At 61.9% G+C, this 23,961-nt stretch carries 13 protein-coding genes; 7 read left to right on the top strand and 6 right to left on the bottom strand.

Annotated elements, in window-relative coordinates; genetic code table 11:
• Positions 1–73: 73 nt before the first annotated feature.
• The 6 genes from WM40_RS05630 to WM40_RS05660 all read right to left on the bottom strand — a co-directional run bounded on the left by WM40_RS05630 (position 74) and on the right by WM40_RS05660 (position 11,519).
• Complete coding sequence (locus WM40_RS05630) at positions 74–2,872, bottom strand: NfrA family protein (protein WP_236693401.1); 2,799 nt, start codon at positions 2,870–2,872, stop codon at positions 74–76.
• A gap of 125 nt (positions 2,873–2,997) precedes the next feature.
• Positions 2,998–4,071 carry an alpha-amylase family protein gene (locus WM40_RS05635; protein ID WP_082102448.1) on the bottom strand — a complete coding sequence of 358 codons (1,074 nt, stop codon included), beginning with the start codon at positions 4,069–4,071 and terminating at the stop codon, positions 2,998–3,000.
• The gene (locus WM40_RS05640) at positions 4,068–6,281 is read right to left on the bottom strand and encodes a glycosyl transferase family protein (protein WP_082102449.1); all 2,214 of its coding nucleotides are present in this window, start codon (positions 6,279–6,281) and stop codon (positions 4,068–4,070) included. The genes WM40_RS05635 and WM40_RS05640 overlap by 4 nt, the downstream gene beginning before the upstream one ends.
• Positions 6,282–6,345: 64 nt before the next feature.
• On the bottom strand, positions 6,346–8,901 hold the full coding sequence (locus WM40_RS05645; RefSeq protein WP_157685725.1) for a cellulose biosynthesis cyclic di-GMP-binding regulatory protein BcsB: 2,556 nt from the start codon (positions 8,899–8,901) through the stop codon (positions 6,346–6,348).
• Positions 8,902–9,104: 203 nt separating this feature from the next.
• The gene (gene wecB / locus WM40_RS05655; RefSeq protein ID WP_046152388.1) at positions 9,105–10,307 is read right to left on the bottom strand and encodes a non-hydrolyzing UDP-N-acetylglucosamine 2-epimerase; all 1,203 of its coding nucleotides are present in this window, start codon (positions 10,305–10,307) and stop codon (positions 9,105–9,107) included.
• 465 nt (positions 10,308–10,772) lie between these two features.
• The gene (locus WM40_RS05660; RefSeq protein ID WP_024905700.1) at positions 10,773–11,519 is read right to left on the bottom strand and encodes a FadR/GntR family transcriptional regulator; all 747 of its coding nucleotides are present in this window, start codon (positions 11,517–11,519) and stop codon (positions 10,773–10,775) included.
• 321 nt (positions 11,520–11,840) lie between these two features.
• Here WM40_RS05660 and WM40_RS05665 point away from each other — a divergent pair, with 321 nt between their 5' ends.
• The 7 genes from WM40_RS05665 to WM40_RS05695 all read left to right on the top strand — a co-directional run bounded on the left by WM40_RS05665 (position 11,841) and on the right by WM40_RS05695 (position 23,865).
• Entirely contained in the window at positions 11,841–13,172 is a 1,332-nt protein-coding gene (locus WM40_RS05665) for a serine hydrolase (protein ID WP_236693402.1), read from the top strand.
• Between the two features lie 151 nt (positions 13,173–13,323).
• Positions 13,324–14,196, top strand: coding sequence for a substrate-binding domain-containing protein (locus WM40_RS05670; protein ID WP_157685726.1), 873 nt, complete (start codon positions 13,324–13,326; stop codon positions 14,194–14,196).
• 461 nt (positions 14,197–14,657) lie between these two features.
• Positions 14,658–15,260, top strand: coding sequence for a (2Fe-2S)-binding protein (locus tag WM40_RS05675; RefSeq protein ID WP_081765190.1), 603 nt, complete (start codon positions 14,658–14,660; stop codon positions 15,258–15,260).
• 106 nt (positions 15,261–15,366) lie between these two features.
• Complete coding sequence (locus WM40_RS05680) at positions 15,367–16,404, top strand: FAD binding domain-containing protein (protein ID WP_046152390.1); 1,038 nt, start codon at positions 15,367–15,369, stop codon at positions 16,402–16,404.
• 20 nt (positions 16,405–16,424) lie between these two features.
• On the top strand, positions 16,425–18,695 hold the full coding sequence (locus WM40_RS05685) for a xanthine dehydrogenase family protein molybdopterin-binding subunit (RefSeq protein WP_313905218.1): 2,271 nt from the start codon (positions 16,425–16,427) through the stop codon (positions 18,693–18,695).
• A 241-nt stretch (positions 18,696–18,936) separates the two neighbouring features.
• Complete coding sequence (locus WM40_RS05690; protein WP_157685727.1) at positions 18,937–20,640, top strand: tetratricopeptide repeat protein; 1,704 nt, start codon at positions 18,937–18,939, stop codon at positions 20,638–20,640.
• Between the two features lie 462 nt (positions 20,641–21,102).
• The gene (locus WM40_RS05695) at positions 21,103–23,865 is read left to right on the top strand and encodes a type VI secretion system Vgr family protein (protein WP_046152391.1); all 2,763 of its coding nucleotides are present in this window, start codon (positions 21,103–21,105) and stop codon (positions 23,863–23,865) included.
• Positions 23,866–23,961: the final 96 nt, after the last annotated feature.

The following is a 23,961-nucleotide window of genomic DNA, read 5'->3' on the forward strand; positions in this document are numbered from 1 at the left end:
TCGGCACCTGCCCGTGCGTCTTGCCACGCCAAGCTTGCTCGCTGAGCAAGCTTGGCGCGCGCGTCTGGATTCGTCAGTACCCATACGTCAGGTTGATAAATACGCCTTTCGCACGGTCATCGCCAGCGATGCGGAAACGGTACTGGACGCTCGCTTGCCAATACGATCGCGGCGCGTGATACCGATCCTGCCGGAATTGCCACCGCATGGTAAGGCCTGCGCCCACCCCAACGCCGTAGCCGTTATTGGTCAATTGATTGTAATCACCGCCAACCACCGCATACGGGAAGATGGTCGCTTCCGGCTTGATCGCGTCAATGCGATACGTGCGGCCGAGGTCGGCCTCGGTGGTCCAGTAGTTCTTGCCGGCCTGTAAATATCGCCCCACTTCGCCGTAGAAGGTCCCAGTCCACCAGCTTGGCACGTCGTAGCGGATAGCCGTGCCAAAGCCGTTCGAATACGCCGCACGCGCAAGCCAGTCCGACACGGCGTTGCGGCCGAGTGGTATTTCCCGCTCCACAGCCAATACCGCGTTTTGCGTGGCAAACGGGCGCCCGCGCACCCCCACCGCACCGCTCAGGCTTGCAACCCCGGCATCGCGCGCGCCACTGTTCGACGCCGAGGCAAAGCCGGATCGATCGTCCCACCATGTGCCGCTGGCGCGCGCGTAGACTTCGACGGTATGGCCGCTCATATAACCCCAAGGCCGCCAATATCCTTCCACCGAAGTCTGCAGCGATTTGTTCGCGGTGCTGGCGCTCGGATTGTTTTCCAAGCCGGCGGCCACGCCCGGTCGGTAGCTCGTGGACACGGTAAGGCCACCACGGCGATCGATCTCGCTTTCGGTACGCCGCGTGTCGAGCAGCGTCGGTGGGGGAAGGGCAATCGTACCCGCCTGGTCCGCATCGATTGCCCGCTTGAAATAGCTGCTTGCCACCGGTGCGTCTCCGGCCTGAAGCGTCGCATAGCCAGCATCGAGATAACCGGTGGGCGGCAAATCCCCGTTGGCATCGGCGCGCTGGAAGCGTTGTGCCGCCAGCTTGGGGCGGTTGGCGGCGCTAGCCAGGTAGGCGCCTTGCAGATCCGGTACCAGATCGAGGAGGCCCTGGTTCACTGCGTTCGTTGCGACCCGACGCGCTTCCGATTGCCGGCCATCGGCGTTCAAGGCATCGATCAGCAATAACACGTGCGTGGCGTCGTCCGGCGCGATACGAACGGCTTCCCGTGCCGCCAGTACCGCGGCGGTGTTGTCACGTCGATCGAAAGCGCGTGCACCTGCTTGATACGCGGCATAGGCGGGATCGTAGGGATAGGTCATGCAGGCAGGACCGTATGTGCTCAACGTACATTCAAGGATAGGGGGGGCCGGCCGACCGCGGGCCACCGTTTGCGTCGATGCGGCGCCAGTGCCCGACCACGGCTCCGGAATGGTAACGGCACGTAGCGCGGAGGATGAGACAAGAAGGGGTGCGGCGCCGCCAGCGTCGGTGTCTGATGTTGTCGCCGGTATCCGCGGGTACAGTCGTGCGAGCGTCGGCGCTTTGCCAGTTGCCAAAGCCTGCGCTTCGCGCCACCGCTGCGCCACGGCAACCGCGTTGATATCGGTTGGCGCGGGATGCGCCTCGCCATCGGATTGTCCGAGTGCATCGTGCAATGGCTGCAAGGCAACCTCCGCCACCCCGGCATTTCCGAGATATAAGGCGAGATCGGCAATGCTGAGACGTGCATTGACGGCGCGAGTGCGGCGCGCCAATGCCAGATTGTCATCCGAATCAGTCGGGGCGAGCGATGGCGCATCGCGCACGGCCAGTTGCTGCAACGCCGACTGCGCATCGGCAATCGCTTCGCCGGGCTTGTTCTGCTGCGCCCGCGCAAACGCACGCCACACGTAAAATATCGCCCCGGAGGGATCACTGTCGCTCGCACCAGTTGTGCCGTGCAGCGCGATTGCGGCGGTCGCCTCGGTGTCGGCCGCTTGTGGTTGCCGGTCCGCGAACAGCGCCGCGATCAGCAATTCGCGATACGTCGGATCATTCGGCGCGAACAGTGTCGCGGCCTTCGCGTGCTTGACGGCCTGGACGTCATCGCCGTTCTTCAGCGCCAGTGCCGCGGCCGTCGCATCCGGAATGGCCAGCCGGGCACCCACCACCGCGCGTCGGTCGTTGAGGTCGCGCTCCGCATCGGCACGAGAAATAGCGGCAGCGTCCGCACGATCGTGGCCGGCCCGCGCCGCGGCGGTGAAGGGGGCGCTCGATGTATCAGCGATGTCGGACCCACCTGATGCGTCCATTTCGAGCGCGGCCTGGATCGCCGCATAAGCTTCGGCATCCTTGTGTTGCGCGGCCAGCGTATCGACCAGCAACAACCGCACCGCCATTGAACGGGGATCAAGGTCCAATGAACGGCTCGCCGCCGCCTCGGCCGCCGGATAGTCTTGCCGCGCATACGCGCGATACCCTTCCTGCGCGGCAAGAAACGCGGGCGTTGGCGTGTAGGGCCGTCCGGCGATCAGGATTTGCTGACGGCGAGCAAGCAATACCCGTTGGTCGCCGAAGTCCCTGCGTGCGTCGTCGATGACGTGAATTGCCTCGCGTTGATGCCCCCCGGCCGCCAGCGCATTCGCAAGCAGCAGGCGCAGATCGATGACATCCGGACGCTGTCGGATGGCTTCGCGCGCTTGCGTGGCGCTTTCGTCATAGCGGCGGGCGTTGTAGTCGCGCTGCGCCTCCTGCGCCACCGCGTATGCCGGACCGCTGAGCGGTAACGGCAATACCGCGTCAGCGTGCGCGAACGGCATGGCCCCGCCAAGCAAAAGCGGTACGACGCGTGACACCGTCTTCAAGACCGATGTCACGGACATGAGCGACGACATGGCCAACCTGAGCGGCGTGATCCCGTTGCGTCGCGTCGTCGCGCGAGGGACGCACCCGGTAACTTGCGCCGACGTTGGCGCGATCCGATCCGCCGCCCTCTTGGAGAATGTGCGTCGTCGCTCAGTCATTGCAGCAGCCGCTCGACGAGCTGATTGGAAACATAATGAGGTCCGTCGAACAGATAGACGCGATAGCCTTGATAGGCGAGTAATTGCGGCTTCAGTTCCTCGGCCGTCGCCGCACGGAATAGCGGTGCCGGTGGGGCCGAGGGCGACGCCGTGCCAGCCGCCGAGGACGCACCGGCCGCGGTCACGGCCGATGCCGATGCGGCGCCATGCGGGTCTACAGTGGGCGATGCAGGTAAAGGACGGAACGCTTCGGCAATGATCCGTACACGGCTCTCGCCAAAGTGACCGACAAGCGCATCGGCATATCCACGCGCGACGCGCGCCTCGCGAGCATAGACGCCTACCCCGTCCTGAAACAGCACGCCGATATCGTCGGGCAGCCAGGAGGCAAGCCAGCGCGCCAGTGCGGCGCCTCCGATATTCGATTGATCGTAGACGCTGATCCATAGAGGGCGGGGCAGCGACGCCAGCAATCCACGCATCGCCGAAACCTGCTTCCAGGTAGGGTCGACTTCAACCGGGAAATACCACCCGTCGATCGCCAACGGCATGCCACCGTTACCGCGTTGCTGTTGCTGGATCAGCGCCGCCAGCTGGCGCGACTGCGCCGCCAGTGTCGACACTTCCGCTCGTGCACGCGGCTCGCTCGATAGGCCGGCCAGCCCCATCAACACGCGCCGCGCCCAGGGCATTGTCGCGATCCGTCGCCATTCGGGAAAACGCGGCGCGGCCTGGCATCCCTCGGGCACCGTATGACCTTCCGCGGGCACGAAGCAGACGCCGTCCACCGCGCTCCATTGCACCATCAGATCTGTCACGCCTAATGCATCCCATCGTCCGGCCGGATCGATATGCGCATTGTCGAGCTGCCAGACCACGCCCTGCGCCAAGCCAGGTCCCTGGCAGCCGCTCAGTATCGGTGTCGCGCTGGAGGCCGCGATGGCCGACGCTGCTGAAATCCCGAGCGGTGCGCCCGTGAATATTTTCCCCACCCCGCCGCGAGCCATCAGCCAGGCGAAGGCACCCCGACGGCCCATGGTACGCAATGCCGCACGGCGCGCCGGCTTCACACGGCCCCCGATGACGCGCCGGTAAGCGGCTCGCTCATGTCCGAGGGAGAGTGCGGCACCGCCCAGACTGGCGCCGGCTGCGCGGCGGTGACTTCTCGTGCCCGCGCCTGTGCCGCGATGGCCGCCTGCAACCCCTCCTGCGTGATGACACCCTGCGCCACCATGAAATCACCGATGCGCCCATGACGCTCCGGCTGATAGCGCGAGAGCACTTCGAAAAAGCGCTCGCGTGTCACGTAGCCGAACTCGATCATCAGATCGCCCAGCAGCGGCACGCGCGTCTGCTTGACGACTTCGTCCCGGTCAGCACCACGCAACATTCGTACACCGGTATTGATCTCGCTTTCGCTGGCCACGTGCTGCACCACGTGATGTGTATCCTCATAGCCCATCGCCGTCGCGAGTTCCAGCATGACGTCATCCGGCAGCACGCTCGCGCTCAGGATGATCGTATGTCCCAAGGCATCCTCGCCATGAATCAGCACGCTGTGCAGCGTCGCCACGTCCAACGGCAGTCGGTCCTTGCTGGCCTCGACCTTGGCAAGATCGAAGTGGACGCGTTCGAGGTCACCCTGGAACGCAATGGCCTCGGCAAGCGTTTCCTCGTCGAGCCATCCGCGCGTCATCAAGACGCGGCCCAACGGTACCTGCCGCGCAAAGTCGTCTTTCAAGGCTTCTTCCAATTGCGCCGGCGCAATGGCCTGCCACGACACCAGCAATTCCCCCAGCCGCAGATGCCGGCCGGCGGCAAGCCCATCGGTTGAAGGGAAGTCGTGCATCGTCTTGTCCCAGACAAGGCGCTTACCGGTGAGCAAGTGATAGCCGAACAACCGCCACGCGCGTGTGACGGCGAGGAAGTTGACGAAGTTACTGACCACGCTTCGCGGTATGGCGATCAGTGCCTGCTCCCACCCATAGAGGCGCGATACGAAATACGCGCGCTGCGTGACCCGCAGGATCACCATCACGGCATTGATGACAAGCACGACGCGCAACCACGCCGCCTCGATGACCGGCGACGGAATCGGCAGCCAGTCAAAGCCGATGCCGGCGAGAATGATCAACACCAGGTATTGCAAGGCGACCACATAGGCAAGGATGCCGATGAACGCCGTGACGATGCTCTTGCGGTCGCGAAACAGCAAATAGCGCTGCGTGAACGAGCCGGTCCAGCCGGTCTGCTGCCAGTTCTGCAGTCCGATCCCCATTACCCAACGCGCCTTTTGCCGATACGCGGCGCGCAGGTTGTCGGGGAAAAACTCGCGCACGCACAGCGGCATCGTCAGCGTGATCTCCTTTGACGGCAACAGCCCGAACAGGCGGGTGCGCATCGTGCGGAACTGCACCGGGAAACGCACAAAAATCGCGCTCATGCCCATGCGCCCCAGACGCGTGCCGACATCGTAATCTTCAGTGAGGCTGTCCGGATTGAAGGGCTGGCGATCCGTTGCATCAATCAAGGCCTGCATCGCGCGCCGCGAAAAACACGTGCCGGTGCCGGCAGACGGCACCGTGCCGGTGATGCTCTCCCGAACGACCAGATCCTTGCCGTGCCATTCGGCGAACTCGTCCATATACGTACCGGCAACCAGTTCGTACCAATTCCGCTCCAGTGACACGACCGGCAACTGGATCATGTCCTTGCGCGGCAGCAGGTAATTGAAAAACTTCAGTTCCAGCGGGTGCAAGACGTCTTCACTGTCATGCATGACCATGCCGGCGAACTGCGTTCCATGATGCTGCTCGTACCGCACCACCGCCTGCACCACCCAGTTCAGGCAATCGGCCTTGCAGGTCGGCCCGTCGTGCGGCACTTCCACATGCCGCAATTGCTTGTAGCGGCGGCGCATCCGCTCGACCTCGGCAATCGTCCTGGGATCGTTTCGATAGGTACCGACAAAAATAACGTAGTTGCGATATTCGAGCACGCGCACCGCATCCTCGATCATCGCACCGATCACATCGTGTTCGTGCCACGCGGGCACCATGATCGCGATCAGTTGCTCATCGCGCCCTCGCAGTTGCGCGACCGTCAGCGGACGATAGGTCCGCTTGATCGTCAGCGAACGATACAGCTCCCTGATCCAGAACCAGGCATCGATGAACGCATCGTCGATGCTGGAAAACAGAATCAGGGTGGCGAGAACGGACGCGCAGTACGCAAGGACCTTGTAGTACTCCGCGACGTAATAGGCGCTATAGAGGGACATACGCGGGTCCGTCCAGTACGCGGCCCACCCGGCCGCTATCGAGACCTGTCATCGCTGCCCCCGCTTACGGCTTGCGGTCCGTGGGACGGGCCGACGCATTGCCAGCGCTTCCCGACGCGGCATGCTTGTCCCGCGCGCCGTTGCCGTTGCCATTTCCATTGCCGTTGCGCGGCTCGGCAACATCGTCGAACGCCAAGCCTCGATTGTGTGCCGCCAGCTCACGGCGCCGGCTGGCCCGACCACGTGCCACCGCCGCCACGAGCAGGACGATCAGGAACGCGACGAGCAAGGCCAGCGGGATGACCCAGCTCAAGCGCAGACGGGCCCATGCGGCGGCCTTGGCCAGCCCGCTGGCATTGATGCCATCCAGGTTATTCGTGTCCAGCCCCTTCAGCAGGCCGGTATGATCAAAGATCGCGACATTGCCAGGACCGATATCTAGGTTATTGGCGATACGCACGTCTCCCGGACCGGCGTGACGATAAACAATCCCGTAGTAATCCCCAGCATGTTCAACATCGACCATCCCGACACCGGCATCCGCACCATCACGTCGACCCATCCCATTCGCGTCCCATATGACGCGGTTGTCCGGTGCGGTGATCTTCATCCGGTCGTTCGACAGCGCCAGCGGCGAGTCGGTCAGATCATCCATCGGCGCATCCACTGCCAGGAAGGTGCCGGAGAGGCGCGCCTTTTGACCCGCGGGTACGACGGTCAACGTGGCGTGGTGTGGCGAGACCATGGATACCGTTGCCAAGCGGCTCACGCGCGCGAGGCTGTCCGGTGCGCTATCGAGATAGGCCTGCGGGACGATCACGTCGACCCCATCGGCAAAGCGCGCTGCCATGCCGGTGAAGTCCGCGGTTGGCGTGGCGGTACCCAGTTGCAGGTGGCTCGTCGGCAGGATGGCAACCGGCCCGCCCTCTGAGTTACGGCAGCCTGTGTTCGATTCGCGCTCGAAGTGAATGCGCAGTTGGCTACGCGCCCGCAAGGTGTATTGCGGGATGTCCACGCTCAGGCGTTGCTCGCGACCATCCATCGTCAACAGCTTCGCGCCAATCAGCGTGTCGTTCATGAAGACCGATGCGACCACCGGGGTGTTTTCACTATCCGGCGTGCCGGCAAGGTCGAGGACGACTTGCTTTGGCGCTCGCCCCTTCGAACTGACGGCCCCGAGATCGAACAACGCCGACCAATCGGTCACGCGTTGAACGCTTACCGCTTGAGGTTGCGCGCCGAGCGCCGCCAGTGAGATACGGTCGCTCCGACCGACGATGGGATTCACCGCGTCGTGCACGATCAGATTGTTCGATACATTGATCGGACGCCAGATCGATGAGAACGTATCCACCGCCTTACGGTCCGCCAGCACGATGATCGCCTGGCCCGCCACATGCGCGACCCGCGCCTGCCCCGGATCCAGCGGCGCCGTCAAACCGCCCAACGCCCGGCTACGCCACGCGTCATAAGCGGCCGTCGCCTGCGGACCGGCCACGCCAACCTGCAAGCGCAGTGCATCGGATTCACGGTTGATCTGCGTACGCAACGCGTCGTCCATGACGACGAAGTCCGCGGGAAACGCCCGAGCAGAACCAACGACCAGCAACGCCGCGGCTTCGGCGTCGTTTGCCAGCGTATGGTTGCCGCTTCCGTTCAAGGCCGCAAACGCCGGGATCGCACGCAACGCGGCCGGAACCGTCACGTTTGACAGATTAATGGTGTCCCCGGTCTTGGGAAACGCGTGGAACCGTGGTGCGTTGCCGTCCTGCTCCAGCAATGTGCCGATACGCCAGGCAGCGTCAAACGCACCCGACGATACGTGGCTCGCTCCCACGACAACCGACGGCTCACGCGGCAGCGCGCTCCATGCGCCACGGAGGTCGCGGATCGCGTTGGTGTCGTAGGTGTAGTTCAGGCGCGTGTTCGTATCCACGCGCAGGATGTTGCCGCGGAACGGCTGGTTCACGCAGCGGTCGACATCTAGGATCGTCCACCAGCGCACCCCTAAACGCAAAAAGCCACGATCACGCGCGGCACCGCTGACACCCAATAGCTGCCCGGCATCGCCATCCGACGCGGTGATCCCGCGGGACGATACCGGGGAACCATCCAACGACAGCACCAACGTGGTCCGGCCACCGTCGCCACGCAGATAGCTGCCGTCGAACTGCAACGTCGGCTTGCCCAATGGCACGCCTTCCGGTACGGGGAAATAGTATTCGCGCACGCTGCTAGTGGTGTCCAGCGGGTCCGTGTCCGGCACGCCGAGTTGCCGCAGTGCGATGGAGCGACTGACGAGGGATTGACCGACCCCGGCGAAGGCATCGGCCACACTGCCATTGCCACCGACCGGCGGGCTTGGCCGCATGTCGGCCGCCGCTATCGCCGACAACGGCGATGGCGCCCCTGATGGATTGCTCGCCGAACCGATCGTCGACGCCGGGAGCGCGGTCGGTGCCGATGCACTTCGTGCCTGTACCGACTTCCTGTTCCCTTCATGTGCATGGCTTGGCGCGGCCATGACCACACCCTCCGCGCACAGCGCCGATACCAATGTCACGCCAATCGCGTTTCTGAAGACCGAACGTGCTTGCGAAGACAGGAAAACAGCTTTCAAGGAGACTCCTTCATTGGCAAAAGGTTAGGCAACGAGGCTAACGCCCACTATCAGCGTGGCTCTGGATCATGCCGACACTTGCCTCATCTCAAAAACGCAAGGGCGGCACGGGCGATTTGATCCGGCACGACGCAACGGACGTTGCCATACGACGAAAGGCAAACCGCTCTTCGTGACCGGCATGCAATTCTTGAGGACCATGCTTACGCGATAGCGCGAAACAGCGGCGCGACGTTGCTCTGCGCCGTCATTGGCACCGGGACGAACTCCCGCACATCACGTCCGGCCAGCACCGCGGCGATCCGTTCACAGGCGTGACCATCCCCGTACGGGTTGATGTCGAATGATGCGCTCGTCGCATCAGGGTCCGCCATCGCCATGCGTTCCAGGCAGGACAACACACCGTTGCGAATGGCCTTGCGGTTCGTGCCTACTAGCCGCACGATGCCGGCATCAACGGCCTCCGGACGTTCGGTCACGTCGCGCATCACCAGTACCGGCTTGCCCAACGACGGCGCCTCTTCCTGGATGCCGCCGGAATCCGTCAGGATCAGCGCGGCGCGCTGCATCAATCGTACGAAGGCCAGATAGTCGAGCGGTGCGATCAGATGCACATTCGGTGCATCCGAAAGCATGGCCCGCACAGGCTCCTGCACATTCGGATTCAGATGCACCGGGTAGACGATTTGAATACGCCGGGTCTGCGCAAGATCATGCAGCGCACCGCAAATCTGGTCGAACCCGTCGCCGAAGTTTTCACGGCGATGGCCGGTGACCAATACAACCGGCAGTGACGGATCAAGCGCCGGGAGCGCGGCGTCGAGACGCGCGCGCAGTGCGGTATCGGATTCCAACTTTTTTCCGATCATCCGCAATGCGTCGATTACCGTATTGCCTGTCACGACGATCCGGCCATTCAGGGACTCCGCCTCCAACTTGTCCCGAGCAGATGGCGTAGGTGCGAACATCAGGTCGCTGATCACATCCACGACGCGCCGATTCATCTCCTCCGGCCACGGCGAGGCGAGATTACCGGTACGTAGTCCAGCTTCCACGTGCGCCACGGGAATCTGTCTGTGAAAAGCCGCCATTGCGGCTGTTGTGGCGGTGGTGGTATCCCCATGCACCAATACACGATCAGGACGGTATCGGACCAGCACATCGTCCAATGCCGCTAACATCGTGCCTGCCAGTGCGTTCAAGGACTGATCCGTCGTCATGACGGAGAGGTCGATGGTCGGCGTTATCTCAAAAATAGACAGCACTTGGTCCAGCATCGCGCGATGCTGGCCGGTGACACACACGATGGACTCGATGTCCGGCTCTTGCCTGAGGCGATGGACGAGCGGCGCCATTTTGATGGCCTCCGGTCGCGTCCCGAAGATCGACAGGATACGGGTAGTCATGCGGGCTTCCCTGATTCTTGGAATCTTTGGAGGATGCGGATCGCGCGTTGAAAACGTCCTTTGGCCAATCCACTCCGAACGTCTGTGTACATCATAGGCACGGCACCCGAAAAACATCCCGCCCCTACTTACGGCGTTGCCATCGATAAATGCAATAGGAATTTGATTTGAAAGACAAATGCGGCGGAGCAACCGATTTGTTATGAAATGTATCCGACGCACACACGACACGTAGCGTCATTTGCTTTGCCTGATCTTTCGGCACATTCCCTTATTTCATGTGCCATGGCAAATCAACACGATTGCCTCAGCAGCCGTGTTCCCCGGACAAAAGGCGGTGGCTGTCGAAGGAGAAGATATTTTCCGCATCACGCATTGCGCGCCGATCCGGTGCCAGGACCGCGCAATGGATACTGTGGGGCCCTTTTGCCAGGTCTGTCAAAAAGCCCCGACGTCGATCCGGGATCACGAAACGGCGCCTGCCTCCGTATCCGCGGTTTCCGCAGAACCCGCGCTGAGCAACCCGAAGTGCGATTCAAGATCCAGCTCGGCTTGACGCAAGACAGTCAAGGCTGCCTTGGCCGCCGCATCGGGGTCCTTCGCCTCGATGGCGATGCAGAGGTCCTGATGCATGGGCAGTGAGCGGGCAGCCGCACCAGGTACCTTCATGCCGATATCGAAACTCGCCTGGAGAATGGCCGACATGGCGTTCTGCATCTGCTGGACAAACTGATTGCCGCACGCTTTCAGCACGACCCCATGGAAGGCGACATCAGCAGGCACATAGTTGTCGACATCGCTTTCCACCGCGCGCGCCATCGCGTCGTAGGCAACACGCAAGGCGATACGATCCGCGTCCGTTGCACGGATGGCGGCCATTCGGGCGGCGGCCGGCTCGATCAGACGACGCAGTTCGAGCAGGTCCGCAACCAACGCGGCATCGATCGCGCCGGTTGCCGCACGCCAGCGCATGACGTCCGGATCGAACAATTGCCACTCGGAACGAGGCAGCACCAGGGTGCCCGACTTGCGGCGCACCACCAGCATGCCTTTCGCTGTCAGGGCCTTGACAGCCTCGCGGATGGTGATGCGGCTGACGTCGTATTGCTGCGCCAAAAGCGGTTCCGGCGGCAACAAGCTCCCGGGGGGCATATCCCCGGAACAAATGCGTTCACCAAGACGCCTGATTACCTGACGATGTAAGGTCTCCATCCTGCCCCCGCTTCTCATTTCACGGAAGCGGATATGTCCGCTTCTGCCAATACAGCCGGGCTTATCCGCTCCTCGACCAATGACACGAGTGTACCCGAAGGCTTTCGTTTAAAAGGCGTCGCTACGTATTGGCCAGTTGTTTAAAACGCGAATAAGCAACACCCTCGGTTGCGAGCCACCGCGCGTTTGCCCCGCCTATTTGGCATTTGAGAAAGCACCTAAAAAACCCAGCGTAGAATCTCCTTTTTTACCTGCTCATATCGTGGCAGCGCGATCACGCCAAGCAACGGCGCCACGCGCCTACCTCCAGGAGTATTCTCATTGACCGGCCTAGCCGCCCCCTCCGCCGTACTACTCTCGTTGTCCCTCTGTTTATCGATCGCCGCAATGGTCTGGCCGCATATGACGTTTGCGCAGGACCACCGCACCGCATCGCGCGCGCATCCTCGCCCGGCAAAGCCGCGCGTGGTCGCGCCTGAAAACGCGCGTCGGTCGACGCGCGAAACCCATTCGGGCAGCGCACGGCACGGCGTCAAACGATCGATCTCGAGGCCAACGACGAAAGTCAAGCGTCCGCCGCGACCGCATCACCATCAGTCTCCCAAAGCACGCCCTTCCCGCGCCGCACGCGCAACGTCTCCACAATCGCGTGCGGCAACGGCACGATCGGCTCGTACGCGCGCATCCACGAAACATAAAACGGCGCAGCACGGCCGCGCGCGCCAGCATGCGGCGCATCGCCGGCATTCGCCCGACACCGCGGCGCCGCAGGTCTCGAAATCCGCGGCGGCCGCCGCGGCCCTGCTCGGCGCGACCGCGGAAGCACGCGGCCGGGTTCAAATGACCGCGGCCGATAACCGCTCCGGCGCCGGTCCGGCGCTTCTGTCACGTTGCGGCTATACCCCACACGCACGCCATCGGCTGCAAACTGCATCCATCTATGTGCGTGACGTGCGGTCCGGGAAGGTGCTGCTGGAGAAGAACGCGACGCGCGTGCGGCCCATCGCGTCGCTATCAAAGATGATGACGGCGGTGGTGGCGCGTGATGCGCAACGGCCGCTGTCGAGCAAACTGACCGTGACCAATGCCGACCTGGACGACATCAAGCACACGCATTCGCGCCTAAAAGTGGGATCGACTTTGTCACGCAACGATATGTTCCATATTGCGTTGATGTCCTCGGAGAACCGGGCGGCCGCCGCGTTGAGCCGCGACTATCCGGGTGGACGCCCCGCCTTCATGCAGGCAATGAATGCGAAGGCCCGCGCACTCGGCATGCGCCATACGCATTTCGACAATCCCACCGGCCTGTCGCCGCGTAATATCTCTACCGCGGTCGATCTCGCCAAGCTGGTCGACCATGCCATGGAGGATCCGTTGCTGCGGCGCTTCAGCACCGACAAGTGGAGCATCGTTCATCCAGGACACGGCGAGCTTGTGTATGTGAACTCCAATCGACTGGTTCGTTTGAATCATTGGCCCGTGGCGTTGCAAAAGACCGGCTTCATCAACGAAGCGGGCCATTCGATGATGATGCGACTGGACGTGGACGGCCGACCGATCACAATGGTGCTGCTCGGCGCACCAACGCCGCAAGGCGATGTGAACGACGCCATCATGATCCGCCGCTGGCTGACCTGTTCACTGAAATGACGCGCGACACGCTCCCGTACGTGGCGGGCACAATGACAAGATCGATGAATGAAAGGATTCCATGCGCTATCTGACGACCACCGGAACTGCGACACATCGGCGTACAAGACCGGCGAGGCGCCATGCCGCCTTCAGGACGTATGCAGCGGCCGTGACTGCGGCGGCCGCGATATTGACGTCGTCCGCGCACGCCGACGAGGCCGCGCCACGGCTACGCGTTATCGTGCCGACTGCTTTCGCCTACTCGGTGCACGATATCGTCCGCTCATTCACTGCGCGTACCGGCATACCGGTTGCCGTACACGTCGCCACTGCCGGGAATATCCCCGCCAATGTGCGCGACAATGCGCATGACGCTCCGAAAAGCGACGGCGTGAAACAGATGGTTGCCAATACGGGCGCTGCCGCGAGTAGCGCTGAGGTTACCGCGCAGGCAGCAAGCGCGGGCAAGGCGCGGCACAATGGGAGCTTACGCAAAGGCTCGCCCACGCCCTATGACGTTGTCATTGCCTCCGCTGCCGACACGACACAGATGACAGGGCAAGGCTTGCTCGCGGCGGACAGTCGCACGATGCTACCCAAGATCGGCATCGGCATGGCCGTGCCAAAAGGACATGCCATTCCCGACATCCACGACGTCAATGCACTGCGCGACGCACTGCTGTCTGCCCATACGGTTGTTTTCGAAGATCCGGCGATGGGCGGTCCCAGCGGCGCGAATGTGGTCAAGTTGTTCGACCGGCTCGGCATTGCGGACCAGATGAAATCGCGATCAAGGATGATTCCGCCTGACGATATCAGACATGCTTTAACCCATTCCGGCGCGGACCTGGCAATAGAAGAAGCACGCTTGCTGCGTGACGCGCCCGATATGCAATATGTCGGTGATCTGCCCGGAACCGTGCAATATTTCACTCGGTACGCGGCGGCGGTCACCACCCGATCGCCCCACAAGACGGAAGCACGCGCGCTGTTGTCGTTCATTGCCTCCGGGTTGTCGCCACACGTTCAAGTCGATCCTTGACTGACGGGCGGCGTCGAACAAGCGCACATCACGGTGCCAGGCCACGGCGCCACGGTCCTTACCGCCAATATTTCTCCGCCGGTCATCGCACAAATCGCTATTCTTTTTAAGATACAACGGTTTGACGCGCCCGCGTCCCGCCTCTCAGGCATCGAACTTGCTCCCTGTCATCCTTGAAAGCCGTCAGCGAACGGCGACACGGCCCGATGTTGTCTTCGGGCCTGATATGAGGGCTCCCACGAGGTACCCCTCTCTCCGCTCTACTTCATTCCAGGACGACTATGTCGAACGACATCACTCGCCGACACCACGCCGGCACCGCTGTCTCTCGCACCCCGCTCGGACCGCATGCGGAATCACGACAAGGTGGTGCCGACACGCACAGGCACGCGCCATTGTCGGACGCGCCTCCTGAGGCGAGCGGCGACGACCATCAACCTACATTGACGCGTCGCTCGTTCATGACATGGGTCAGCGTCAGCGGCGTGGCCGTCTCTCATCTGGCGCACGCCGATACCATGCACGCCGATGCACCGCTGCCATCCGAACCCGACATCGCCACGCACACGCAAGCCGAGGCCCCGGTAGGCGACAATGCCGTTCCCGTGCGCTTCACGCTGAACGGCAAGGACACGGCGCTCAAGCTGGACCCGCGCACGACGCTGCTCGATTGCGTGCGCGAATCGCTATCGCTGACCGGCACCAAGAAAGGCTGCGACCACGGCCAATGCGGCGCATGCACGATCCATGTCAATGGTCGACGCGTTAACGCCTGCCTCAGTCTTGCCGTCGCGCATGACGGCGACACGATTACGACAATCGAAGGCCTTGGCGAGCCGGGGCGCCTGCATCCGATGCAGCAGGCGTTCCTGGATCACGATGGTTACCAGTGCGGCTATTGCACCTCCGGACAGATCATGTCCGGCGCGGCCCTGCTAAACGAGCCATGCGGTGCCAGTGACGGTGCGGTGCGCGAAGCGATGAGCGGCAATCTGTGCCGCTGCGGGGCCTACAAGAACATCGTATCGGCCGTGCAATCCGTACGCATCATGCGCAAGGCCTGAACGGCAGACGGCCTCACCAGCTGCGCGTCCCGTCGTCACGCAACGCCGCGCCGACAGGAAGGCGGGGCTCCGCTCCGCACCATGTCATCTATCCAGGAGTGCCAGAATGCGCACCTTTTCCTTCAACCGCCCCGCGGACGCCACGGCCGCCATCCATGCAGCCGCCCGGTCCGCCACCGCGCAGCAAGGCGCAACCGTCCGTTTTCTTGCAGGCGGAACCACGCTGATCGACCTGATGAAGCTCGACGTCGAGCAACCGCATGAACTGGTCGACCTGAATCGCCTGGGCAGCTCCGACCCGCGCTTCAACCAAGTGACGCAGCGCACCGACGGCGCCTTGGTCATCGGCGCAATGGTTCGCAATGCGGAGCTCGCCCATCATCCGATCGTTCAGCGCAGCTATCCGGTGTTGTCACAGGCGCTGCTGTCCGGCGCGTCGGCGCAATTACGCAATATGGCCAGCACCGGCGGCAATCTGCTGCAACGCACCCGATGCATGTATTTTCGAGATACGACAATGCCGTGCAATAAGCGGGTACCCGGCAGCGGCTGTGCCGCGCGCAACGGCGCAAATCGGATGATGGCAATCCTTGGCACCAGTGCGCAATGCATCGCGAGTAACCCCTCGGACATGAACGTCGCGTTGGTGGCGTTGGGTGCGACGGTCGTGATCCGGGGGCCGCAACGTGAACGCGAGGTGCCGATGGATCAATTCCATCTTCTGCCTGGGGATACACCGTCGCAGGAGACGGTGCTGCAACCCGGGGAGTTGGTGACGGCGGTGGTACTGCCGCCGCCGTTGACAGGTACGAAATCGATTTACCTGAAGCTGCGTGATCGCGCGTCCTATGAGTTCGCCTTGGCGTCCACTGCCGCGATCGTGGCATTGGATGGGGATCGGATCCGCTTCGCCCGCGTGGCAATGGGCGGTGTGGGCACAAAACCCTGGCATGCGGTGGAAGCGGAGCGGGTGCTGAACAATGCGCCGGTAAGCGACGCAACATTCGCCGCGGCCGCCGATGCCGTGCTGGTGCATGCACAGCCGCAATCGCAGAACGGTTTCAAAGTCGAGATGGCGCGTCGCTGCTTGATACACGCGCTGAACATCGCCAGCGGCCGCGTTGCCGGCGCAGCCAGCGTATGAACCGAGAAAGGAGCGACACAGTGAGAGATTCCTATCGCGACATGACAATGGCCGTGGGCAGCGCGATCACGCGCGTGGACGGCCCCTTGAAGTGTACAGGCCGTGCGCACTACACATCCGACCGCCGCCTTGAAGGCATGTTGATTGCCGTGCCGGTGAGCGCCACGATTGCCAAGGGCGAATTGACCGGGCTGGATACGCGCGCGGCAGCGGCCATGCCCGGCGTGCGCGCGATCCTGACGCACGAGAACATCGGAGGCTTTCATCGCGTCGACAAGAAGACCGGTGTCAAGATCGATGAAACGCGACCGCCGCTCGATGACACAACCATCCGCTACTACGGTCAATACATCGCGTTGGTGGTGGCCGATACATTCGAAGAAGCCAGCGCCGCCGCGTCGGCCGTGCATGCCACGTACCAAACGGCAGGCCAGCCGAACGTCGCCATGCGGATGACTCCCGACGAGCAGCCGAAGGTCGGTAGCGAACGCGGCGATGTAGACGGCGCATTCGACCGCGCCGACGTGAAGATCGACTCCACCTATACCACGCCGATCGAAACGCATAACCCGATCGAACTGCATGCCAGCGTGGCGGTCTTCGATGGCAGCCATTACACGCTGTATGAGTCGACGCAGGCGATTGTCAATCATCAGGGCGTGATGGCGCAGATTCTTGGCGTGCCGAAAGATCATATCCGCATCATCACCGAGTACCTGGGCGGTGGTTTCGGCGGCAAGCTATGGCCATGGACGCATACGATCCTTGCCGCTGGTGCCGCACGCCAGTTGCGCCGCCCGATCAAGCTCGTTGTCAGTCGCAAGATGATGTTCGAAACGGTCGGGCATCGGCCGAACACCCAGCAGCGGATGCGGCTTAGCGCAACGCAGGATGGGCGTTTGACATCATTGCAGCAGGACTATATCTGCCATGCTCCGGCGCTCGACAAGCGTACCGAGAACTGCGGTGAAGCCACGCCGTATCTCTATTCCACGCCGAACCTGCGCGTGACCGGTGCCACCGCCCGGCGCGATATCGCGCCCGATACGTCGATGCGGGGGCCGGGTGCGGTGCCCGGCCTGTTCGCCGTCGAGTCGGCAATGGATGAACTCGCGCTGGCGCTGAACATGGACCCGGTTGCGTTGCGGCTCAAGAATGAGCCCACCCACGATGAAAGTCTCGGCGTGCCATTCTCGTCGCGACATCTGGTGGAATGCCTGCAACGCGGCGCGGATAAGTTTGGCTGGGAGAAGCGCGATCCGGCCATCGGATCGATGCGCGGGTCAGCCGCACCCAACCCGATCACGGGCGTGGCAGGTGACGAGATCCTAGGCTGGGGTGTGGCGTCGTGCTCATGGATGGCGATGCGCGTGCCGGCGCAGGCGGCAGTCGCCTTCCGTGCCGACGGCACATTGCGCGTGTCCAGCGGTACGCAGGACATCGGCACCGGTACCTACACGGTGCTCGCACAGATGGCCGCGCAGCAGGCGGGGGTTCCGCTATCCCAAGTAGTGGTGGCCATCGGTGATACGCAGTTGCCATCAGGTCCGTTATCGGGTGGATCGATGGCAACCGCATCGCTGGTGCCAGCGGTCTCGCTCGCGGCACGCGACGCGGTGCGACAGTTGCTGCAGGTAGCGGGCAAGGCCGCCGGGACACCGTTTGCCGGCAAGACGCCCGCCGATCTGGGCTTCGGCGAGGGGCGCGTGCATCTGCGCGGGCAACCGGCTGCGGCGGGCATGCCCTTCGCGCAGGTGCTGCGCGCGGCACAATTGGATGGCGTGCGAGGCGAAGGCAAATCGGGCGCCAGTGCCAGCGACCCCGGCGCGAAACAGGTATCCATCCGTTCTTACGGGGCGCACTTCGTGGAAGTGGGCTGGCAACCGGAAATCGCGCGACTCCGCGTGCGGCGCGTGGTCACCGTGATCGATGGTGGCAAGGTCATCAATCCCAAGACGGGTGCGAACCAGATCGAAGGCGCGATCATGATGGGCGTGGGCATGGCGATGTTCGAGCGTACCGAATACGACGAACGCAGTGGCGCGCCGATCAACAGCAATCTTGCCGACTACATCGTCGCCAGTAATGCCGATACGCCAGATATCGATGTGACCTTTCTCGATTATCCGGATACCGCGCTGAACGAACTCGGCGCGCGCGGTATCGGGGAGATCGGTCTTGCCGGCTTTGCCGCGGCGGTGACCGCAGCCGTGCATCACGCCACCGGCGTACGCGTGCGGGATTTGCCCGTGCATGTTGAAACACTGCTGGGGTCGACCGTGACCGCTTAGCATGGCGGCAAGGCAAGCGTATGAACAGCGGCTTGTGCAGCGGCGCAGGCCGTGGTGCTTTTGGGGATGGCATTCTGGCTCTGGCGGTAGGCGGGAATGTTGTTGGCCCATGCGGAGGCATGCGGTTCCAGGGCGATGGTAGGCTCGCTGGAGCCGAGCCACCCTTTTTGCCGTTACGTGTTACCTTGCGGCTATCGTCGGCACCTGCCGGGCGCCGCCCTCTTCCGCATCGATATCATCCGTGTCCTCCTCCCCAACGCACGCCGCTTCTTCCGATTTCGCAGCCACGGGCGACGATATGCCGCCGATGCACGTCAGCACGTCGTCTATCGCAAAAGCGATTACAGACGCGCAAGCGCACGCACAGGCAGGTCGCCTCGACGAAGCGCGGCGTCTATTGCGCGATGTCATTATGCAATCGCCGGAACACGTCGACGCGTTATCCGGCCTGGCGTATCTCACAATGCGTCGCGGGCACGACATCGACGCCTTCACCGAAGCGGCACGATGGTTCGACCGGGCGCTTGCGGCGCAATCAGCGCGGCCAGGTATTTCGGGAACGCAGGAGCGCATCGGGCTGCTGCGAGACGCGGCGTTCACGCACCAGCATGCGGGGAATCTGATCCAAAGCCGCACCTTGCTGGTCGAACTGCTCACCCTCGCGCCAACGCCGGAAAACCTGCTCGCCCTGGCGATGGGCCATATTGCACTACAAGAGCTGGACGCCGCGCAATCATTGCTTGAACGCGCGATTCGCGCGCAGCCGAACGCCTGGGAGTTGCATTACAACAAGGGAAGGTTGCTCGGCATGCGCGGCCGTTATGACGATGAAATAGCCGCTTATCGCCACGCACTGCGACTCGCACCGAACGCGGTACCGGTACATGTGAACCTAGGCGTTGCCCTGCGGGATCTCCATCGTTTCGATGATGCAATGCAGGCATTCAAGCGCGCCGCGCAACTGGACCCATCGAGTGCGGCAGCACGCACCAATCGGGCGCAGACCAACCTGATGCGTGGCGAATTCGAACACGGCTGGCGTGAATATGAATGGCGTTGGCGCGAAGGACCGCCAACGCGGCCCGCATTTGCCGATGATCGTAATCAATGGGATGGCAAAGCGGCTTTGGCAGGCAAGACAATCCTGCTGTTCGCGGAACAGGGTTTTGGCGACACGATGCAGTTCGCCCGGCTGGCCCTGGATGTTGCCCACCGGAAACCCGCCCGGATCGTGATGCGCGTGCAAGCCGCACTGGCATCGCTTTTCCTGCAATCCCCTCGATTCGCCGATGCGGGGATCGAAATTCTGTCCGATGACGCACCGGTGCCCCTCTTCGATGTCCAGGCCGCGTTGATGAGTCTGCCGCATCTGCTGAACCTGCGCGTGCAGACCATTCCGGCGCCGATACCGTATCTGTCGGTGCCGGCAGCGTCGGCAGCGGGCCTGTCCACCAAGATCACCGCGCCCACGACGACGCACCGCAAGCGTATCGGTCTGGTCTGGCGCGGTAATCCGCACCACGTCAACGACGCCAATCGATCGACGACGCTAGCACAGTGGGAAGCGATGCTGCGGGCCACACATACGGGTATCGAATGGACTGCCTTGCATGATCGCGTTCCTGATGTTGAGCAGCCGTTGCTACAACGGCTTCATGAAGCAGACGTTCTACGCGATGTCCGCCCTGCATTGACGTCGTTTGCGGACACGGCGCGAGAAATCGCGGAGCTCGATCTGGTGATCAGCGTGGACAGTGCCGTGGCCCATCTTGCCGGCGCCATGGGAAAGCCGGTATGGGTTGTCCTGCCGTTCACACCGGACTATCGCTGGCTACTGGATCGTGCCGATACACCCTGGTATCCACAAGCGCGCCTCTTCCGGCAGACACATCGCGGCGAATGGGTGCCAGTCTTCGAAGAGATAGAACGCGCGCTTGCAAGCTAGCGGCTTGAGTACGTCGCCATGCCTTTTTGGCACATGCCCTGACCTCTCGCCCGCCATCGATAATTGCCGCGGCTAAAAATGCACGCTATCCGGCAGCGGTGGTGAATCCGTGGCATCGGTAGCCGACGGACAACGGCAGTTTGCCAAGCCGATCTGGGCAAGAGTCCAAGGAGTGAATTGCATTCCGAGGACCAGATCTTCGCCCCAATGCTGGCAGTTCGCTCTGTTACATCCCGCCAATGCTGGTACGCCACGAATTATCTTAATACGTGTCCCATATCGTAAATACCTATCGGTATCACCTCTGTCGACACGTCTGTCAACATCGAAATTCTTACAAATACTTTGGTACAATCATCTCGAAAATCAGCACTTCTTAGAAGTATTTCTTACTTCCAAAGGGATTTTCTGACAGTCAATCCCGTAAATCTTGCAGGATGTCGATCCATTCGGTGATGCAGCATGAACCTATCTGAGATAATTAGTGCGATTCAGTCGTCGTCACTGACGCAAATCAACAGTCCTATCAAGCTCCGTTGGGGTAGCCAGAATAAAGCCCTCGGACAGGCCCTGTTGCCTCAGCGGATTGATATTCGGGAAGGGATGTTTACGGGTATCGAGGGGCACATCACCTGCCTGGCCACGCGATCCGACCTGCCCCTGAATTCCTTCATCGGCATGCCTATTTCGGTGCAGCTCGTGACGGATCTCGGGAATCTGCATTCCATTAATGCGATCGTTACGGATGTCCGCTCGGGCGAGTCGGATGGATCGTTGGCCAGCTACCAGGTCACGGTTCGCGATGCCCTGTCCATCATGGACGGCCGAGTCAATACCCGAGTATTTCGCGCCAAGAGCGTTCCGGAAATCCTGGGGGTGCTGTTTAGCGAGTGGCGCTCGCGGAGCACGACCATCGCGTCGGCGTTCGACTTCGACCTATCGGGCCTGAGCTCCGACAACCACCCAAAACGAGAGTGCACGCAGCAGCTTAACGAGTCCGACAGGCATTTCGTGGAGCGCTTGTGTCGGCGTGAGGGGATCAGTTGGTACATCGCCGCTGGAGCGCGCGATCAAGGCACGGCAAACGCATCAACAGGCAGTTCTCCAGTACACACGCTGGTGCTGTTTGATTCGAACGCAACGCTGAAACAAGGGAGCGTCGCGGAAGTGCGTTATCACCGCAACGCGGCAACGGAAGAGCGAGACGCGATCACGCAATTCTCGCTGTCTCAAAAATTGATCCCCGCGGCCGTGGACAACGGCTCGTGGTGCGGTAAGGATGTCCGCATGTCGCGCGTTGAGCGCCCAACGACCATCGATCAGGGTACGACCGGAAATGACCTGGCTAAATTGCTCACCAATAGACTGTGGGATGTCCCCCACGCCGGGGACAGCAATGCGCATTTGACTCGTATGACCGACGCACGCATTGCCGCGCTCGAATTCGAGTCCATGCTCGCATCGGGTACTAGTAGCGTGCGAGACCTGACTGTTGGCACCTGGTTCAAGATGGTCGGACATCCCGATCTGACATCGCTGGATGCCAAGAAGAAGCTGTTCGTGGTCGTCTCCGTGCACCACAAGGGCGAGAATAATCTGCCGAAGGAACTGAACGAAAAAGCCCAGGCATTGTTCAAGGCAACCGGCTGGGCATCCCCGTTGGGAGGTGACTCAGGGGCGAAATCCTCCACCCGTGTCAGTTCCACACAGTCCGTTGAAACGAGATATGAAAATCATTTCACGGCAGTGCAACTCGACGTTCCAATTCGGCCCAGCTTCATACCCGAGGTGCACCTGCCACGGGTCTACCCACTTACTGCCATCGTTGTCGGCCCTGAAGGGGAGGAAGTGCATACCGATGCGCTAGGAAGAATCAAGGTACAACTTCAAGGACTGGATTCGGCAGACCACGAGCACGCCAGCGGCGCCGGTACCAGTGGCACCGACATCGACAGCGCCTGGGTGCGTGCTAGCGGGGCGTTGGCGGGGGATCGCTTTGGGAATACGCCGCTTTATCGGGTTGGCACGGAGGTGGTTATCGATTTCCTGAACGGCGATCCGGATAAGATGTTTATTGCTGGTGTCATGGCGAACGGCAGAAACGCGCCTGCCGCGTTTAGTCATGTTGGATCGCTGCCCGGCAATCGGTATGTTTCCGGGACGAAGACCAAGGAAATCAGTGGGCAACGATATAACCAATTGCGGTTTGACGATACGCCCGAGCAGATCAGCACGCAGTTGGCCAGCGAGCACGCCCATACGCAGTTGAATATGGGTTATTTGACGCACCCTCGGACCGACGGTGCGGGTGATGCGCGAGGGGAAGGCGCAGAGTTGCGAACGGACGCGGCTGCCGCCATTCGCGCGGCGAACGGGGTATTGATTTCGACGCATGCCCGCGCGCAAGCCAATGGGACGCACCTTGATCGCACAGAGCTTATTGAGTTAATGACCCTCACAGCGAATCTGGCAAAACAACTCAGTAGCTACGCGGCGCAACACGGCGGTGCGGCCCACGACTTATCGGGACAGGATGCCTTGGTGAAGTCTGTCTCGGAATGGGACAGCGCAAGCACCGCCTCTGGTAATGCCGTGCTTGCGACCGACTCGCTGGATGGGACCGTACACGCGACACCCAAATCGCACGCCGTACACGCCGGTGAAAACATCGACCATGTCGCGCAGGCGAACTTTCAAGTGACAAGTGGTCAGTCGCTCAACATGGTGGCCGGCAAGGGAGCAAGTGTCTTTGCTAATTCCGGTGGCGTAAAAGCAATAGCGAATCAGGGGCCGGTTACGATCCAGGCGCAATCCGACACGCTCGAAGTCGCCTCTGAGAAAGCATTGCGAATCGCCAGCAACAGCGATGAAATCACGGTAAGCGGCAAAACGATCAAGCTGATCGCGGATGATGGGTCCTACATCATCATCGGCGACGGTGTGACAATCGGCACAAAGATGGGCGTGATCGTGAAGGCCTCCGAGCATAGCTTCGAAGGCCCGACACATTTATCGCGCGAAATGAATCAGTGGTCGAGCGCTGGATATGACCAGCGTGTCCGCATGATGATGCGCGATGGCTCACCCGCAGCTAACCAGAAGTACGAAATTCGACGCACTGATGGTGCGGTTATATCAGGAGTTACGGACGGCGGAGGTTGGGCTCAGATTCAAAAGGGCGTAAAAATGGAAGGCGCAAGTATCGTGTGGAAAGGCAAAGCGTAGTCCCTTTCCATTCAAAATTATCGAGTGAGCATCGAATCCGGTCAGCATTTATATGAGCGATAGCCGAACATCGGTGCGCATAGATGTGCGATAGGC

The sequence above is a fragment of the Robbsia andropogonis genome (assembly GCF_000970345.1).
Taxonomy (GTDB): Bacteria; Pseudomonadota; Gammaproteobacteria; order Burkholderiales; family Burkholderiaceae; genus Robbsia; species Robbsia andropogonis.

What these genes read in the sequence shown, in the direction of transcription:
- WM40_RS05640 (WP_082102449.1), bottom strand. Translation starts at nt 6,281, where the DNA reads ATGTCCCTCTATAGCGCCTATTACGTCGCGGAGTACTACAAGGTCCTT.
- WM40_RS05695 (WP_046152391.1), top strand. Translation starts at nt 21,103, where the DNA reads ATGAACCTATCTGAGATAATTAGTGCGATTCAGTCGTCGTCACTGACG.
- WM40_RS05680 (WP_046152390.1), top strand. Translation starts at nt 15,367, where the DNA reads ATGCGCACCTTTTCCTTCAACCGCCCCGCGGACGCCACGGCCGCCATC.
- wecB (WP_046152388.1), bottom strand. Translation starts at nt 10,307, where the DNA reads ATGACTACCCGTATCCTGTCGATCTTCGGGACGCGACCGGAGGCCATC.
- WM40_RS05675 (WP_081765190.1), top strand. Translation starts at nt 14,658, where the DNA reads ATGACATGGGTCAGCGTCAGCGGCGTGGCCGTCTCTCATCTGGCGCAC.
- WM40_RS05630 (WP_236693401.1), bottom strand. Translation starts at nt 2,872, where the DNA reads ATGTCGTCGCTCATGTCCGTGACATCGGTCTTGAAGACGGTGTCACGC.
- WM40_RS05660 (WP_024905700.1), bottom strand. Translation starts at nt 11,519, where the DNA reads ATGGAGACCTTACATCGTCAGGTAATCAGGCGTCTTGGTGAACGCATT.